Raw genomic sequence first — 15,134 nt, 5'->3', positions numbered from 1 at the left:
ACCAGCAGGAGACAACGACATGCTTACACGCCAACCTTCCCCCATCCGCAGACGCCTCATCCAGTCTGCCGCCCTGGCACTCTGTGCCTTGGGCGCCATCGGCACGGCGCATGCGCAGGCCTGGCCCACCAAGCCGGTCAAGATCGTGGTCGGCTTTGCCCCAGGCGGCACCACCGATGTGATGGCACGCGTCATGGCCCAGTCGCTCACCGAAGCACTGGGCCAGCCCGTCGTGGTGGACAACAAACCTGGCGCCAGCGGCAACGTGGCAGCGGCCGAAGTGATTCGCGCACCTGCAGACGGCCACACCTTCCTGATTGCGCCTACTTCGTTCGAAACGGCCAACCCTTTCCTCTTCAAGCAGAGCATTGCCCCGGCCAAGGACCTTACGCCCATCGCGGGCGTGGGCCGCAGCCAGATGTACCTGGTGGTCAAGCCCCAGTCCACCTTCAAGGACGCCAGGGAGTTTGTGGCCTATGCCCGCGCCAACCCGGGCAAACTGTCGTACTCCTCCGCAGGCCCCGGCACGCCACCGCACCTGGCGGGCGAGTTGTTCAAGAAGGTCACCGGCGTGTTTGCAACGCACATCCCTTACCGGGGCGCAGCGCCTGCATTGCAGGATGTGATGGCCAACCAGGCGGACTATGTTTTTGACCCAGGCATTGCCTTCCCGCACGTGCGCGCAGGCAAGGTACGCATGCTGGCCGTGGCAGGGGCCAAGCGGTCGTCGTTCTTCCCGGACGTGCCCACGCTGGCAGAGCTGGGCTTCAAGGGTGCGGAGCTGGACATCTGGTTTGGTATGTGGGCCCCCAATGGCACGCCTGCAGACGTCACGGCCCGCATGGCCCGGGAGATCGCCAAGGTGCTGGCCCTGCCCAGCACCAAGAACCGCTATGAATCGCTGGGCGCCGAGCCCGTGGGCCTGGACAACGCCGAGTTCCGCACCCTTCTGACCGAAGAGACCAAGCTGCTGTCTGGCCTGATCCAGGAAGCCAAGATCAACATCGACTGACCCGGCCACCCGCCACACCCACCATGAATGACGCTTTGGTACTGACGGAAACCCGGGGCCGGGTGGGTGTGATCACGCTCCACAGGCCCCAGCAGCTCAACGCACTCAACGACGCCCTGATGGACCAGCTGAGCGCCGCCCTGCTGGCCTTCGATGCGGAAGACGATGTCGGCGCCATCGTCCTCACTGGCAGCACCAAGGCATTTGCGGCCGGTGCCGACATTGCGGTCATGGCCGACTGGTCGTTCATGGATGTGTACCGGGGCGCCTTCATCACCCGCAACTGGGAGACCATTCGCCAAGTGCGCAAACCGGTGCTGGCGGCCGTGGCAGGCTTTGCCATGGGCGGCGGCTGCGAGTTGGCCCTGGCCTGCGACATCATCGTTGCCGCTGAATCAGCCCGGTTCGCGCTGCCTGAAATCAAGCTCGCCATGCTGCCGGGCGCGGGGGGCACGCAGCGCCTGCCGCGCGCCATCGGCAAGGCCAAGGCGATGGACATGTGTCTGTCGGCCCGCATGCTCGATGCGCAAGAGGCCGACCGCTATGGTCTGGTCTCGCGCGTCGTACCCGACGCCGAGTTACTGGACCGCACGCTCACCCTCGCGGCGCAGATTGCCGGCTTCTCGCTGCCCGCACTCATGGCCATCAAGGCATCCATCAACCGCGCCTGGGAAAGCCCGCTGACCGAAGGCATTCTGTTTGAGCGCCATGCGCTGTACGAGCGCTTTGCCAGTGCCGACGCCCACGAGGGCATGCACGCGTTCCTGGACAAACGCGCCCCCGCGTTCGAACATCGCTGAGCTGAAGGCCCCGGTCGCCCCCAACCGGCAGCGGGAAGTCCTTAGCAGGCTCAGCCCTCGGACTCCGCGCCAGTATCCAGCCGCTGCATGTTGTCCAGCAGCTTGAGCAGGTAGTGCAGCGTGTGGGTGATGTCTCCCACCGAGAATTCGTCCAGCGCCTGCTCGTAATATGCATCGATCTTGGGCCGGGCCTTGACCAGCCACGTCATGCGTCCGGACTCGGTCATCTTGATCAGGCGGGAGCGGCGGTCCTTCTCATCGGTCTCCATACAGATGTGGCCATCGCGCTCCAGGCGTCCAATCACCCCCGCGAGGTTCTGGCGGCTGACCAACAGGTAGCGCGCCAGCTCGTTCACCCCCATACCCTGCTGCGCTTCCTCGCGCGAAAGGGCACCCAGCACCGCCCATTGCTGCGTGGTCAGCCCCTCGCTCTCCACCGCTCGCGAACCGGTTTTATGCAACAAGTTCGCACATTGATACAGCCGAAAAAACAACCGGTTAGCCAGCTCCATACGGGCGATCTGTGCTTTGGAATCAGGGTGGTGCATGCGTGAGTTCTTAGTGGGTTATGCAGACTGCAACCGCGCGGCAATCAAGTCAACATATTGTCTCACTTCAACATCCACCCCGCACCACACCATCACGATCAACCCAACCACCGGCTTTGCCTCTTGCCCTTCGGACTGCATGAATTCAAGCACCCGGTGCGCAACACAATCATTGGCGATCTGCTGCTCATCGAAATCCACAACCCACCGAAAGCGGTCGCGCAACGGGCCAACGCCCTCGGCACTGCGAGCGGGCGGACCATAGGGGCGACAACACCGTCATCGCGCGCTGTAGCGCATGCGGCTGTGTGGGCTCAGGCCGCCGCCAGCGCCGGGCTGCTGGATGAGGCCTTCATCTCCTTGCGCAGCGCCACCGCATCGCGCGACTGGGCGGGTGCCGACGCGTCGATGCGGAATACCTGCACGGTCTCGGTCATGGTCTGCGCCTGGCCATTGAGCTGCATGGCCGAGGCCGCGTTCTCCTCCACCAGCGCGGCGTTTTGCTGCGTGATGGTGTCCAGCTGTGCCACGGCAGAGTTGACCTGCGAGATGCCGCTGAGCTGCTCGTTGGAAGCACTGTGGATTTCACCAATCAGTGTGTTGACCCGGCGCACCAACTCCAGCGACTCGGTCATGGTTTTCTGCGCAGCGTCGGTTTTTTCATGGCCCTCGGTCACCTTGGTGGCCGAGTCGTCGATGAGCTGACGGATCTCCTTGGCGGCCGAGAGCGTGCGGTGCGACAGGCTGCGCACCTCGGAGGCCACCACCGCAAAGCCCCGCCCCTGGTCCCCGGCGCGCGCAGCCTCCACTGCGGCGTTGAGGGCAAGGATGTTGGTCTGGAAGGCAATGGAGTCGATCAGCTGCGTGATCTCGCTGATGCGGCCGGATGCCGCCTGGATCTGCTTCATGGTGCTGGCCACACCGTCCACAGCGGCACTGCTGCGCTCGGTGACCTGGGTGGCCTGGGTCGCCAGCACCGTGGCCTGGCGCGCGGATTCGGCGGTTTGCTTGACGGTGCCGGTGATTTCTTCCATCGACGCGGCTGTCTGCTGCAGGTTGCTGGCCTGCGCCTCGGTGCGCGACGACAGGTCCTGGTTGCCCTGGGCAATCTCGCGGGTGGAGACCTGCATGTGCTCGCTCTCCTGCCGGGCGTCCCGCACGATGGACAGCAGGTTCACGTTGAGCTGCGCCAGCGCCTTTTGCAGCTGGCCCACCGTGTCGCTGCGCGATGCCGATATCTTCTGGGTAAGGTCGCCCGCGGCCATGCGGTTGGCCCACAGCAGCATCTGCGACAACGGCGCCACCGTGACCTGGTGCAGGTAGACCGCCATGCCCAGCGCCAGCACCACCACCCCCAGCCACGCGGCCCCTGACGCCAGCGACAGCGTGTGCCCGCCCAGCAAGGCGGCGCACCACGAAGCCACCACCAGCAGCAAGGTACACACCATCATCTTGCCCATGGGCCCCAGCGCCAGAGCCCGGGCCACACGTCCCCACAGGGTGTCTTTGACCAGTTGCCCGGCCGACAGCCGGTGCACCAGCGTGCCCGCCTGCTTTTCGGCCTGCATCTGCTTGTACAGCGACTCGGCCGCCTGGATCTGTTCGCGCGTGGCTTCAGTGCGCACCGACATGTAACCCGTGGGCTGGTCGCCCTGCATGAGCGGGGTGACATTGGCCATCACCCAGTAAAACGTGCCGTCCTTGCGCCGGTTCTTGACCGGGGCCGACCAGGGAATGCCCTTGGCGATGGTCTCCCACATGTCGCGGTAGGCCTCCTCGGGCATGTCGGGGTGTCGCACGATGTTGTGGGGCTGGCCCAGCAACTCTTCCTTTTCGTAGCCGCTGACCTCGATGAACATCGGGTTGCAGTACAGGATGCGGCCCTTGAGGTCCGTGGTGGACACCAGAGTCTGGCCCTTGGGAAACGCATATTCGTGCTGGCTGACCGGCAGATTGACGCGCATGGGAACCCCATTTCGTAGATGCCTTGATGCTCCCTGACCGGGCAACACGGCAGTGGAAAAGCCGAACACATCCTATGACGAAGGCCATGGATTTGAAACAGAAAAATGGCATCTCCATCGCAAACTCACCAACTCAGTGCGCAACACCAACACTGTGCGTCGCACTCCGCTGCAATGCACCAAAGTGAGCACTTGGCAGAAAATACGCTTCATTTTTGATAGCTAAAAGTGCTTAATTTACAAGCGCTTCCTGGCAATTTCCTCAAAATCCCTCCCCCATATCGGCACTGGCATAGCCATTGCTTGCCATAAGGCGCGGCCAACGCTGGCCGCATGTCAGCCCGGTGCAATGGCGGATTGGGCGAACAGGACGTTGGCGTCTTCATGGAGTGCGTTGGGGCTGGTCAGCCCGCGCGGTCCGTGTGGACGCCTTTTTGTTTTCTGGCCGGGCGAAGGGGTCACCCCCTCAGCCCTTTGCACTCACACCCATGCATTACTTCAGAGAGTTCCTCAAATCCGGCCACGCACCCACGCTGTGGGCGTCGTTTCTGTACTTCGGCTTTTCGTGCGCGGTGTGGGTCATCAACGGTGCGATGGCGCCGTTCATCCGCGAGAGCTTCCAGCTCTCCCCCACCCAGATGGGCATGACGCTATCCATTCCCATTTTTGCGGGAGCGCTGATGCGGTTTCCGCTGGGCATCCTGGCGCAGTACATCGGCCGCAAGCGCGCCACGCTGGTCGAGATGGCCGGCATCTTTTTGGCCATGGGCTATGGCTACCTGTTCGTGCACACCTTCAACGATCTGCTGGCGCTGGGCATCCTGCTGGGCGTGGCGGGGGCGAGCTTTGGCGTGGCGCTGTCGCTGGGCTCGGGCTCGTTTCCACCGCGCTACAAGGGCCTGGCCATGGGCATCGTGGGCGCAGGCAATGTGGGCACTGCCGTGGCAGCGCTGCTGGCGCCTGCCCTGGCGCAGAAGTTTGGCTGGCAGGCGGTGTATGGCTTTGCCGCCGTGAGCGTGGCCGTGCCCGCCGTGGTGATGGCGGTGTATGCGAAGGAACCGCCGGACCTCGCGCCCCACGCCACGTTTCGCGAACACATTGCCTGTCTCTTTGAAAAAGACGGCTGGGCGTTCAGCCTGATCTACGCCGTGACCTTTGGCGGCTTCATCGGTCTGACGGCCTTCCTGCCCAGCTACTTCTACGACCAGTTTGGCGTGAGCAAGGTGCAGGCAGGGCAACTGACCATGCTGGCCGCCTTTCTGGGTGCGGCACTGCGGGTGATGGGCGGCTGGCTGTCCGACCATTGGGGCGGCGTCAACACGCTCACGGGTGTGCTGGCCATCACCGCCGTGAGCATGGTGCTGTGCGGCCTGGCCGAAAACTCCTTGCCGGTGACGATGCTGCTGTTCCTGGTGTGTTTTGCGGCACTGGGCGCGGGCAACGGCGCGCTGTTCCAGCTGGTGCCGCTGCGCTGGCCGCTGTCCACGGCCGTCGCCGGCTCGATGATTGGCGAGATCGGCGCGCTGGGTGGCGGCCTCATCCCCAACGGCATGGGCTTTTCGCGCCAGTACACCGGCACCTACCTGTGGGGCTTTGTGGGCATTGCGGTGTGCGCCGCTGCCATGCTGGTGCTGTTGCGGGTCATGCAGATCCGCTGGACCCGTACGTGGGCGGAAAAGGGCGGCCGTGCGCGCAGCGCATGACTTGCGTTGAGCAAGTAAGCGCAACAGCGCTTGCCACACTTTCGCCAGAAGGGTGGCCGCGCCCGGGGCGCGTGAACGTCCGTAGTCAGTCAACGCGCCGGCCACCCCACATTTCAAGCCCAATCGCCACCAAGCGCATTTCTCATATGCATCGATAGCTATATTTTCAATAGCAAATCAATCGCTCTCATCGCGGCAGAAACAGCAGCCAATACACCAGCAACAGGTTCACCAGCACACTCACCGCCAGCGCGATCTTCCACAGCGCCGTGGCATCGCGCTGCATCAGCGGCTGCGGGCCAGGGGCGGACAAGGGACGCGAAGCCCCCCGCTCCAGGGCCAGCAGCAGTTCCTCGGCGGTTTCAAAGCGTTGTGTGCGCTGGCGGGCCACGGCCTTCAAGGCGATCTGGTCGAGCCAGATGGGCACGCTGGGGTTGTGGCGGCTGGGGGCCAGCGGGTCGCGGTGGTAGCGGCCCAGCTGGTACTGCACCACCTCGCCATAGGGCAGGCGCCCATGGCTCAGCAGCTGGTACAGCGTGACGCCCAGGGCAAACAGATCGCTGCCCGCATCGGGCAACTGGCCGGCAGGGTCCCCGTTCTTTTCATAGCCCGGCCACTGCTCGGGGTTCATGTAGCTGGGGGTGCCTGCGTGCAGGCGGCGCGTGGCCTCGGGCTCGCGGCCCGACAGGGCCACGCCCAGGTCCAGCACCCGCAGCACGCCGTCGTCGCCCAGGTGCAGGTTGTCGGGCTTGATGTCGCGGTGCACCACCCCTTGCCGATGCAGCCAGCCCAGCACCTGCGCAGCCTGCATCACCACCGACACGGCCTGCGGCACGCCCAGGTGCTGGCGGCCGCGCAGGCGCTGGCCCAGGGTCTGGCCCGCATGCCAGTCATAGAGCAGATAAAACGCACTGGCGCCGGGGCTTGCACCGCCCTGCTCTGGCGGCCAGGTGTTCAGGCGCGCAAGGTGCACCGCCGCATGGCCGGACTGCATGCGCCGGGCCACCCAGGCCTCATGCGCCAGAGTGGCGCGCTCCTGCGCATCGTGCGCGCGGGCGGGCACCAGCGTCTTGAGCGCGTACAGCCGCTGTGTGGCCGGGTCGCGCACCTGGTAGATGCGGTGCACGCCGCTGTCGGCCACCAGCGCGGTCACCACCAGGCCATCCACCGGCTCGCCCACCTTGAGCAGCGGCAACACTGGCAAGTGCTGCGCCCGGCGGGACTCATCCTGCAAGGTGGCTTCCAGCGCCCCCTGCACCCGCACCACCAGCGCGGTCACGTTGTCGGTGCTGCCCCGGCGCAAGGCTGCGCGCGTGATCTCTTCGCTCAGCGCCTGGGCGCAGGCGGCACTGGGGGTGTTGGCATCCTGCGGCTGCAGCAGCAACTGGCGCAGTTCACGCTCGGGCAGGCTGCCGTGCACGCCATCGGACAGCAGCACCAGCAAGTCGCCGCTGTGCAGTTCGCCCTGGCTGTAATCCACCACCACATGGTCGTCCAGGCCCATGGCGCGGGTGAGCTGGTGCGCCAGGTCACGCTGCGCCATCACATGGTCGGTCGTCAGCAGTTGCAGCCGGCCGCCCCGCAGCAGATAGGCGCGCGTATCGCCCACATGGGCCAGCGTGTACGACTGGCCGCGCAGCACCACGGCGGTGAGCGTGGTCAGGCCCACGGCGGGCTGGCGGCGCCGGTTCATCGACGCCAGCCAGCCGTTGTGCGCGCTCAGGATGCGGTCCAGCGCCACGGTGGTGTCCCAGGTGTCGGGCGTGGCGAAGTAGTCGTTCACCAGCGTGTTCACCGTGGTCTGTGCGGCTTCGCGGCCCTTGCCGCCGGTGCTTACACCATCGGCAATGGCAGCGATGGCGCCGCGTTCGCGGTCGCGCCCCTGCCCCTGCACCAGGGCGGCAAAGTCTTCATTGACTTCGTTGCGCCCGGCCTGCGAGGTATGGCCGATGTCCAGTTCAAAACTCATGCACCACCTCCATGCAGGTTCCATGCCCAAGGTGGTGCATGCACGCACCGCACCGCGCAGCCGAGCCACCCGTCAACACCCAAAACTCCGCCCTCTGCAGGGCGGACAACACCGGATCACCCCACATCAGTGCACAAACTCTGGCACGGGCATTGCTTACCCGAAGCAACGGCCCAGCTGGGCCACGCAATTCAGCGGTGCAACGGCGCACCAAGGGGTTGTATGGACGAAGGCGTCCCCACATGCGGTTTCGATGGAATGTCGGAGCTGCATCGTGTGGACGCCTTTTTTGTTTTTTGCATCGCCCAGGCGATGGAACCGACGGAGTCACGATGAAAAAGCTCAAACTGGTGATGGTGGGGAACGGCATGGCCGGTGTGCGCACGCTGGAAGAGCTGCTCAAGATTGCCCCCGATCTGTATGACATCACGGTCTTCGGGGCCGAGCCGCACCCCAACTACAACCGCATTCTGCTGTCGCCGGTGCTGGCTGGCGAGCAGACCATCGACGAGATCATCCTCAATGACTGGCAGTGGTACGCCGACAACCACATCACGCTGCACACCGGTTTCACAGTGACTGATGTGGACCGCGTGCGCCGCGTCGTGAGCGCAAGCAGCAAGGACGGCGATGTGATCACCGCCGAGTACGACCGCCTCATCATGGCCACGGGCTCCAACCCCTTCATCCTGCCCGTGCCCGGCAAGGACCTGAAAGGCGTGCTGGCCTACCGCGACATCGCCGACACACAGGCCATGATCGACGCAGCCGCCACGTACAAGCACACGGTGGTCATCGGTGGCGGCCTGCTGGGCCTGGAAGCCGCCAATGGCCTCATGAAGCGCGGCATGACCGTGAGCGTGGTGCATGTGATGCCCTCGCTGATGGAGCGCCAGCTCGATGACGTGGCGGGCAAGATGCTGCAGAAGTCGCTGGAAGACCGTGGCATGCGCTTTTTGATGGGTGCGCAGACCCAGGAGCTGGTGGGCAATGCCGAAGGCCGGGTGGCCAGCGTCAAGTTCAAGGACGGCACCGAAGTGCCCGCCGACCTGGTGGTGATGGCCGTGGGTATCCGCCCCAACACGCAGCTCGCCGAAAAGATGCGCCTGCACGTGAACCGCGGCATTGTCGTGAGCGACACGCTGCAGACCACCACCGACGCCCGCATCTATGCCGTGGGCGAATGCGCGGCACACCGGGGCATTGCCTATGGCCTGGTGGCCCCGCTGTTCGAGCAGGGCAAAGTGCTGGCCAACCACCTGGCCGAGTTCGGCATCGGCCGCTACCAGGGCTCGCTCACCTCCACCAAGCTCAAGGTCACGGGCATCGACCTGTTCAGCGCGGGCGACTTCCAGGGTGGCGACAACACCGAAGAGATCGTGATGAGCGACCCCTTTGGCGGCGTGTACAAGAAGCTGGTCATCAAGGACGACAAGCTGGTGGGCGCCTGCCTCTATGGCGATACGGTGGACGGCAGCTGGTACTTCAAGCTGCTGCGCGATGGCCGCAGCGTGACCGACATTCGCGACAAGCTGATGTTTGGCGAATCGCACCTGGGCGACACCGGCCACCAGGGCCAGAGCAAGGCCGCCGCCATGCAGGACAGCGACGAGGTCTGCGGCTGCAACGGCGTGACCAAGGGCGCCATCTGCAAGGCCATCAAGGACAAGGGCCTGTTCACGCTGGATGAAGTGCGCAAGCACACCAAGGCCAGCGCATCGTGCGGATCGTGCACGGGCCTGGTCGAGCAGATCATCATGTTCACGGCCGGTGGCGACTACAGCGCCACGCCAAAGACCAAGGCCATGTGCGGCTGCACCGACCACGGCCACCAGGCGGTGCGCGACGCGATCCGCGCCAACAAGCTGCTGAGCATTGGCGATGTGTTCAAGTTCATGGAGTGGAAGACGCCCAACGGCTGCGCATCCTGCCGCCCCGCCGTCAACTACTACCTCATCAGCACCTGGCCCAAGGACGCGAAGGACGACCCGCAAAGCCGCGCCATCAACGAGCGCAGCCACGCCAACATCCAGAAAGACGGCACCTACAGCGTCATCCCCCGCATGTGGGGCGGCGAAACCACGGCCGACGAGCTGCGCCGCATTGCCGACGCGGCCGACAAGTACAACATCCCCACCATCAAGGTCACGGGGGGCCAGCGCATCGATTTGCTGGGCGTGAAGAAGGAAGACCTGGTCAACGTGTGGAAGGACATCGGCATGCCCAGCGGCCATGCCTATGCCAAGGCACTGCGCACCGTGAAGACCTGCGTGGGAAGCGAGTGGTGCCGCATGGGCACCCAGGACAGCACCCAGATGGGCAAGGACCTGGAGCGCGCCATGTGGCGCATGTACGCCCCGCACAAGGTCAAGTTTGCGGTGAGCGGCTGCCCGCGCAACTGCGCAGAAGCCGGCATCAAGGACGTGGGCATCATCGGCGTGGACAGCGGCTGGGAGATGTACGTGGCCGGTAACGGCGGCATCAAGACCGAGGTGGCGCACTTCTTCACCAAGCTGAAAACAGCCGAGGAAGTGCTGGAGTACACCGGCGCGTTCTGCGAGCTGTACCGCCAGGAAGGCTGGTACCTGGAGCGCACCGTGCACTACGTGAGCCGCGTGGGCCTGGACTATGTGAAAAAGCGCATTCTGGAAGACCACGAAGGCCGCAAGGCGCTGTGGGAGCAGCTGCAGTTCGCGCTGGACGGCGAGCCCGACCCCTGGTTCGAGTTTGACAAGGCAGCCGTGGACACGCGCCAGTTTGCCCCGCTGACCGCTGCCTGAAGCGCCCGGAGCCCCACACCATGCAACGCCGCACCTTGCTGACCGCCGCCGGCTACACCACGGCCTGGAGCACCCTGGGCATCATGTCGCTGGGCACCGCCCAGGCCCAGGTCACCGACCTGAACGACGCCATCAACAAGGCAGGTCGCCAGCGCATGCTGAGCCAGCGCATGGGCAAGGCCTGGCTGGCGTTGGCGCACAAATCCGACACGCCTGCTGCACGCGCCGTGCTGGACCAGTCGCTGGCGCTGTTCGAGCGCCAGCTGGGCGAACTCAAGGCCTACGCGCCCTCGCCCACCATCCGCGACACCTACACCAAGCTGGAATCGGCCTGGACCGACCACAAGGCCACGCTGCTGGGCACCAGCCCGTCGCGCGACGGCGCTGCCGCCTTGCTGCAGGCCGACGCCAAGGTGCTGGCCCTGGCCCACCAGGGCACCGTGCAGTACGAAGCCGCCTCGGGCAAGCCCGTGGGCAAGCTGGTCAACGTGGCAGGCCGCCAGCGCATGCTGAGCCAGCGCATGGCCAAGTTCTGCCTGTCGGCCATGCTGGGGGTGGACACCTCCACCGCCACCACCGAGATCGCCAAGGCGCGTGACGAGTTCATCAGCGCCACCGAGCTGCTGCGCAATGCCCCACAGGCCACCGATCGCATCCGGCAAGAGCTGCTGCTGGCCGATGGCCAGTGGGTGTTTTTTGACGCCGCGTTGCAACGCCTGGGCACCAGCAACAACACCTTCCGCCAGGTGTCTGAAGTGTTTGTGAGCAGCGAAAACCTGCTCGCCAGCATGGACCGCGTGACCGGCCTGTATGCAGCGCTGGGCAGCAGCTGAAGGCCTGTCCTGCAACGGCCCCCTGCGCGCCCCCGACATCCCACCGAACAACACCAAGGACGATTCCCATGACCACCAACAACCCAACCCCTGAATGGAAGCTGATCTGCCGGGTGGACGACATCCCCGTGCTGGGCTCACGCCGCGTGGCGCGCCCCCAGGGCCTGGACGTGGCCATCTTCCGCAACGACGCCGGTGGCGTGTTCGCGCTGCTGGACCGCTGCCCGCACAAGGGCGGCCCGCTGAGCCAGGGCATCGTGTTTGGCACCCATGTGGCGTGCCCCCTGCACAACTGGACCATTGGCCTGTGCGACGGCCAGGCCTCGGCGCCCGATGAGGGCTGCACGCCGAAGTTTGCCGTGAAGGTGGAAGACGGCGCGGTGTACCTGGACGCGAGCGAGATGGCGACGGTGGCCACGGATTTGACGCGCCCCATCGCAGGGCCTGCGCGCAGGACGGTGGGCGTGTGAGCGGCGGAGAGTGTTGCGCCCCAGGCGCCGCATGCGTACCCGGCGAGGACACGACAACACTATCAAAACAATAGCTGACAGCGCAACATGCACTAGCGCCTGAGGCCAAAACAACCCCAACCACGCCATGCAAGAAACCAAATCCACCTGCCCCTACTGCGGCGTAGGCTGCGGCGTGATCATCGAAAGCACGGGCACCCAGATCACCGGTGTGCGCGGCGACCCCACACACCCCGCCAACTTTGGCCGCCTGTGCACCAAGGGCTCGACCCTGCACCTCACAGCCACCAGCCCGGTCACCCTGCAAACCCGCCTGCTGCACCCCCTGCAACGCGCACAGCGCAGCGAAGCCGCCCTGCCCGTGACCTGGGATGCCGCACTGACGCTGGCGGCCGGCCGGTTCGCCCACATCATCGCCCAGCACGGCCCTGACGCCGTGGGCTTCTACGTCAGCGGCCAGTTGCTCACCGAGGACTACTACGTCTTCAACAAGCTCGCCAAGGGCCTGATCGGCACCAACAACATCGACACCAACTCGCGCCTGTGCATGAGCAGCGCTGTGGCCGGCTACAAGCAAACGCTGGGCGCCGACGCGCCGCCCGCCTGCTACGACGACGTGAATCACGCGCAGTGCCTGTTCATCGTGGGCAGCAATGCGGCCTGGGCCCACCCCATCCTGTTCCGCCGCATCGAAGACGCACGCGCCGCCAACCCGGGCATGAAGGTCATCGTGGCCGACCCCCGCCGCACCGACACGGCGGGCATGGCCGACCTGTTCCTGCCCATCCAGCCCGGCAGCGACGTGATGCTGTTCAACGGCATGCTGCACATCATGCTGTGGGAGGGCTGGGTCGACACCGCCTACATCGCCGCCCACACAACGGGCTTTGACGAACTCAAGGCCCTGGTGCGCGACGCCACGCCCGAGCGCGTGGCGCAGACCTGCGGCATCAGCGTGGCCGACCTGACCACCGCCGCCAAATGGTTCGCCACCTCCAGAGCGACCCTGAGCCTCTACTGCCAGGGCCTGAACCAGAGCAGCAGCGGCACCGCCAAGAACGCCACACTCATCAACCTGCACCTGGCCACCGCGCAGATCGGCAAACCCGGCGCGGGCCCCTTCAGCCTGACGGGCCAGCCCAACGCCATGGGCGGGCGCGAAGTGGGCGGCCTTGCCAACTTGCTCAGCGCCCACCGCGACCTGGCCAACCCGCAGCACCGCGCCGAAGTCGCCGCGCTGTGGGGCGTGGCCGATGTGCCATCCAAGCCCGGCAAGACGGCGGTGGAGATGTTCCAGGCCGCTGCCGACGGCGAGATCAAGGCCCTGTGGATTGCCTGCACCAACCCCGCGCAAAGCATGCCCGACCAGGCCACCGTGCGCCGCGCCCTGCAGCGCGCCGAGTTTGTGGTGGTGCAAGAAGCCTTTGCCACAGCCGCCACCTGCAACTACGCCGACCTGCTTCTGCCCGCTACCACCTGGGGTGAAAAGACCGGCACGGTGACCAACAGCGAGCGCCGCATCTCGCGCGTGCGCACTGCCGTGCCCGCACCCGGCCTGGCGCGCCACGACTGGGCCATTGCGGTGCAGTTTGCGCACCAGCTGGAGGCACGCCTGCGGCCTGGTGCACCCACGCTGTTCCCCTACGCCACAGACGCTGCCGATATGGGCGCAGAAGCCGTGTGGAAGGAGCACCGCGAGAGCACACGCGGGCGTGACCTGGACATCACGGGGCTGTCCTGGGAGATGCTCGAAGCCCAAGGCCCGCAGCAGTGGCCACTGGAGGATGGCACCACCACCGGCAAGGCCCGCCTGTACGAAGATGGCGTGTTCCCCACCGCCGACGGCCGCGCGCGTTTTGCTGCGCATGCATGGCAACCCACCGCCGAGCCCCGCGAATCGCGCTACCCCTTCAGCCTGACCACGGGCCGGCTGCGCGACCAGTGGCACGGCATGACCCGCACCGGCACGCTGGGCCGCCTGTTTGGCCATGTGGCCGAACCCAGCCTGCAGATGCACCCGCAGGACATGGAGCGGCGCAAGCTGGCCAGCGGCGACCTGGTGCATGTGACCAGCAAGCGCGGCTCCATCGTGGTGCCCGTGCAGGCCGACACCACGCTGGGCCTGTCGCAGGTGTTCATGGCGATGCACTGGGGCAGCGAATTTTTGAGCGGCGTGTCCTCCACCGGCGAGCGGCTGGCGGGTGTGAATGCGCTCACCACCTCGGCGTTCTGCCCCACCTCCAAACAGCCCGAGCTGAAACACGCGGCCGTCAAGGTGCTCAAGGCCGAACTGCCGTGGACGCTACTGGCCATGGCCTGGCTGCCTGCCGAAGGTGCACTGGCAGCGCGCGAAGCCTTGTCTGCGCTGATGGCGCAGTTTCCCTATTTTCAGTACACGAGTTGCGTCCCCTTTAGCAACAACACCCCGCTGGATGAGCCCGGCCGCGAGCGCACTGGCGTGCTGCTGCGCGCTGCCGCCCACGAGGCACCGCCCGATGCGTTGATTGCACAGATCGAGGCCCTGCTGGGCATGGCAGGCGCCGACACGCTGCGTTATGCCGACAAAAAACGCGGCCAGCGCCGCGCCGCACGGCTGGCGCGCCAGGGCGACAACACCACGCTCGAAGGCATCGTGCTCGCTGGCGACACCAGCGCCGAAGGCTGGCTCAAGACCCTGCTGCAGGAAGAGCTCCCTGCACAGACCTACGGCCGCCTGCTGCTGGTGCCCGGCGCCAAGGCCCCCGTGGCCGTGCAGTCGCGCGGCAAACCGGTGTGCACCTGCTTCAACGTGACAGACGCCGCCATCACCGCCCAACTGGCGCACTGCCATGGCACCGACGACGACCGACTGGCGCAACTGCAAGGCCAACTGCGCTGCGGCACCAACTGCGGCTCGTGCGTGCCCGAACTCAAGCGAATGGTGAGATCCACGGGACCGCTGGCATCCAAACCGCTCGCGCAGGCCGTCATATAACCAAAAGTTCTCTTGCTTGCAGGAAAATAGCCCTCGAACCAACAAACCCCACCAGGACTTGTGCAACAGGGCTCCAGCTAG

At 65.6% G+C, this 15,134-nt stretch carries 11 protein-coding genes; 7 read left to right on the top strand and 4 right to left on the bottom strand.

Annotated features, from left to right (window positions below; all coding sequences use genetic code 11):
- Nucleotides 1-19 precede the first annotated feature (19 nt).
- Entirely contained in the window at nt 20-1,012 is a 993-nt protein-coding gene (locus tag ASD75_RS05880; RefSeq protein ID WP_056058282.1) for a tripartite tricarboxylate transporter substrate binding protein, read from the top strand.
- 23 nt (nt 1,013-1,035) lie between these two features.
- A complete protein-coding gene (locus ASD75_RS05875; protein WP_056743976.1) occupies nt 1,036-1,812 on the top strand; it encodes an enoyl-CoA hydratase-related protein in 777 nt (258 codons plus the stop codon).
- A 50-nt stretch (nt 1,813-1,862) separates the two neighbouring features.
- On the opposite strand, the gene ASD75_RS05870 is transcribed toward ASD75_RS05875, so the two are convergent.
- The 3 genes from ASD75_RS05870 to ASD75_RS05860 form a co-directional block, all read right to left on the bottom strand.
- Nucleotides 1,863-2,360: a MarR family winged helix-turn-helix transcriptional regulator gene (locus tag ASD75_RS05870; RefSeq protein WP_056743974.1), complete on the bottom strand. Its 498-nt coding sequence runs from the start codon at nt 2,358-2,360 to the stop codon at nt 1,863-1,865.
- 18 nt (nt 2,361-2,378) lie between these two features.
- Nucleotides 2,379-2,585, bottom strand: a complete 207-nt coding sequence (locus ASD75_RS05865) for a hypothetical protein (RefSeq protein ID WP_156400949.1) — start codon at nt 2,583-2,585, stop codon at nt 2,379-2,381.
- An 89-nt stretch (nt 2,586-2,674) separates the two neighbouring features.
- Nucleotides 2,675-4,324, bottom strand: a complete 1,650-nt coding sequence (locus ASD75_RS05860) for a methyl-accepting chemotaxis protein (RefSeq protein WP_056743970.1) — start codon at nt 4,322-4,324, stop codon at nt 2,675-2,677.
- Between the two features lie 488 nt (nt 4,325-4,812).
- Here ASD75_RS05860 and ASD75_RS05855 point away from each other — a divergent pair, with 488 nt between their 5' ends.
- Nucleotides 4,813-6,027, top strand: coding sequence for a nitrate/nitrite transporter (locus ASD75_RS05855; RefSeq protein WP_056743968.1), 1,215 nt, complete (start codon nt 4,813-4,815; stop codon nt 6,025-6,027).
- Nucleotides 6,028-6,214: 187 nt separating this feature from the next.
- On the opposite strand, the gene ASD75_RS05850 is transcribed toward ASD75_RS05855, so the two are convergent.
- Nucleotides 6,215-7,996 carry a bifunctional protein-serine/threonine kinase/phosphatase gene (locus ASD75_RS05850; RefSeq protein ID WP_056743966.1) on the bottom strand — a complete coding sequence of 594 codons (1,782 nt, stop codon included), beginning with the start codon at nt 7,994-7,996 and terminating at the stop codon, nt 6,215-6,217.
- A gap of 332 nt (nt 7,997-8,328) precedes the next feature.
- Here ASD75_RS05850 and nirB point away from each other — a divergent pair, with 332 nt between their 5' ends.
- The 4 genes from nirB to ASD75_RS05830 all read left to right on the top strand — a co-directional run bounded on the left by nirB (nt 8,329) and on the right by ASD75_RS05830 (nt 15,053).
- Entirely contained in the window at nt 8,329-10,776 is a 2,448-nt protein-coding gene (gene nirB / locus ASD75_RS05845; RefSeq protein ID WP_056743964.1) for a nitrite reductase large subunit NirB, read from the top strand.
- Nucleotides 10,777-10,796: 20 nt separating this feature from the next.
- The gene (locus ASD75_RS05840) at nt 10,797-11,609 is read left to right on the top strand and encodes a type IV pili methyl-accepting chemotaxis transducer N-terminal domain-containing protein (protein WP_056743962.1); all 813 of its coding nucleotides are present in this window, start codon (nt 10,797-10,799) and stop codon (nt 11,607-11,609) included.
- A gap of 68 nt (nt 11,610-11,677) precedes the next feature.
- Nucleotides 11,678-12,079: a nitrite reductase small subunit NirD gene (gene nirD / locus ASD75_RS05835; protein ID WP_056743961.1), complete on the top strand. Its 402-nt coding sequence runs from the start codon at nt 11,678-11,680 to the stop codon at nt 12,077-12,079.
- 127 nt (nt 12,080-12,206) lie between these two features.
- Complete coding sequence (locus ASD75_RS05830) at nt 12,207-15,053, top strand: nitrate reductase (RefSeq protein WP_056743959.1); 2,847 nt, start codon at nt 12,207-12,209, stop codon at nt 15,051-15,053.
- The last annotated feature ends 81 nt before the right edge of the window (nt 15,054-15,134 follow it).

The organism is Acidovorax sp. Root568 (genome assembly GCF_001427445.1).
Classification (GTDB): domain Bacteria; phylum Pseudomonadota; class Gammaproteobacteria; order Burkholderiales; family Burkholderiaceae_C; genus Acidovorax; species Acidovorax delafieldii.
This window is presented reverse-complemented; position numbering and strand designations above follow the sequence as displayed.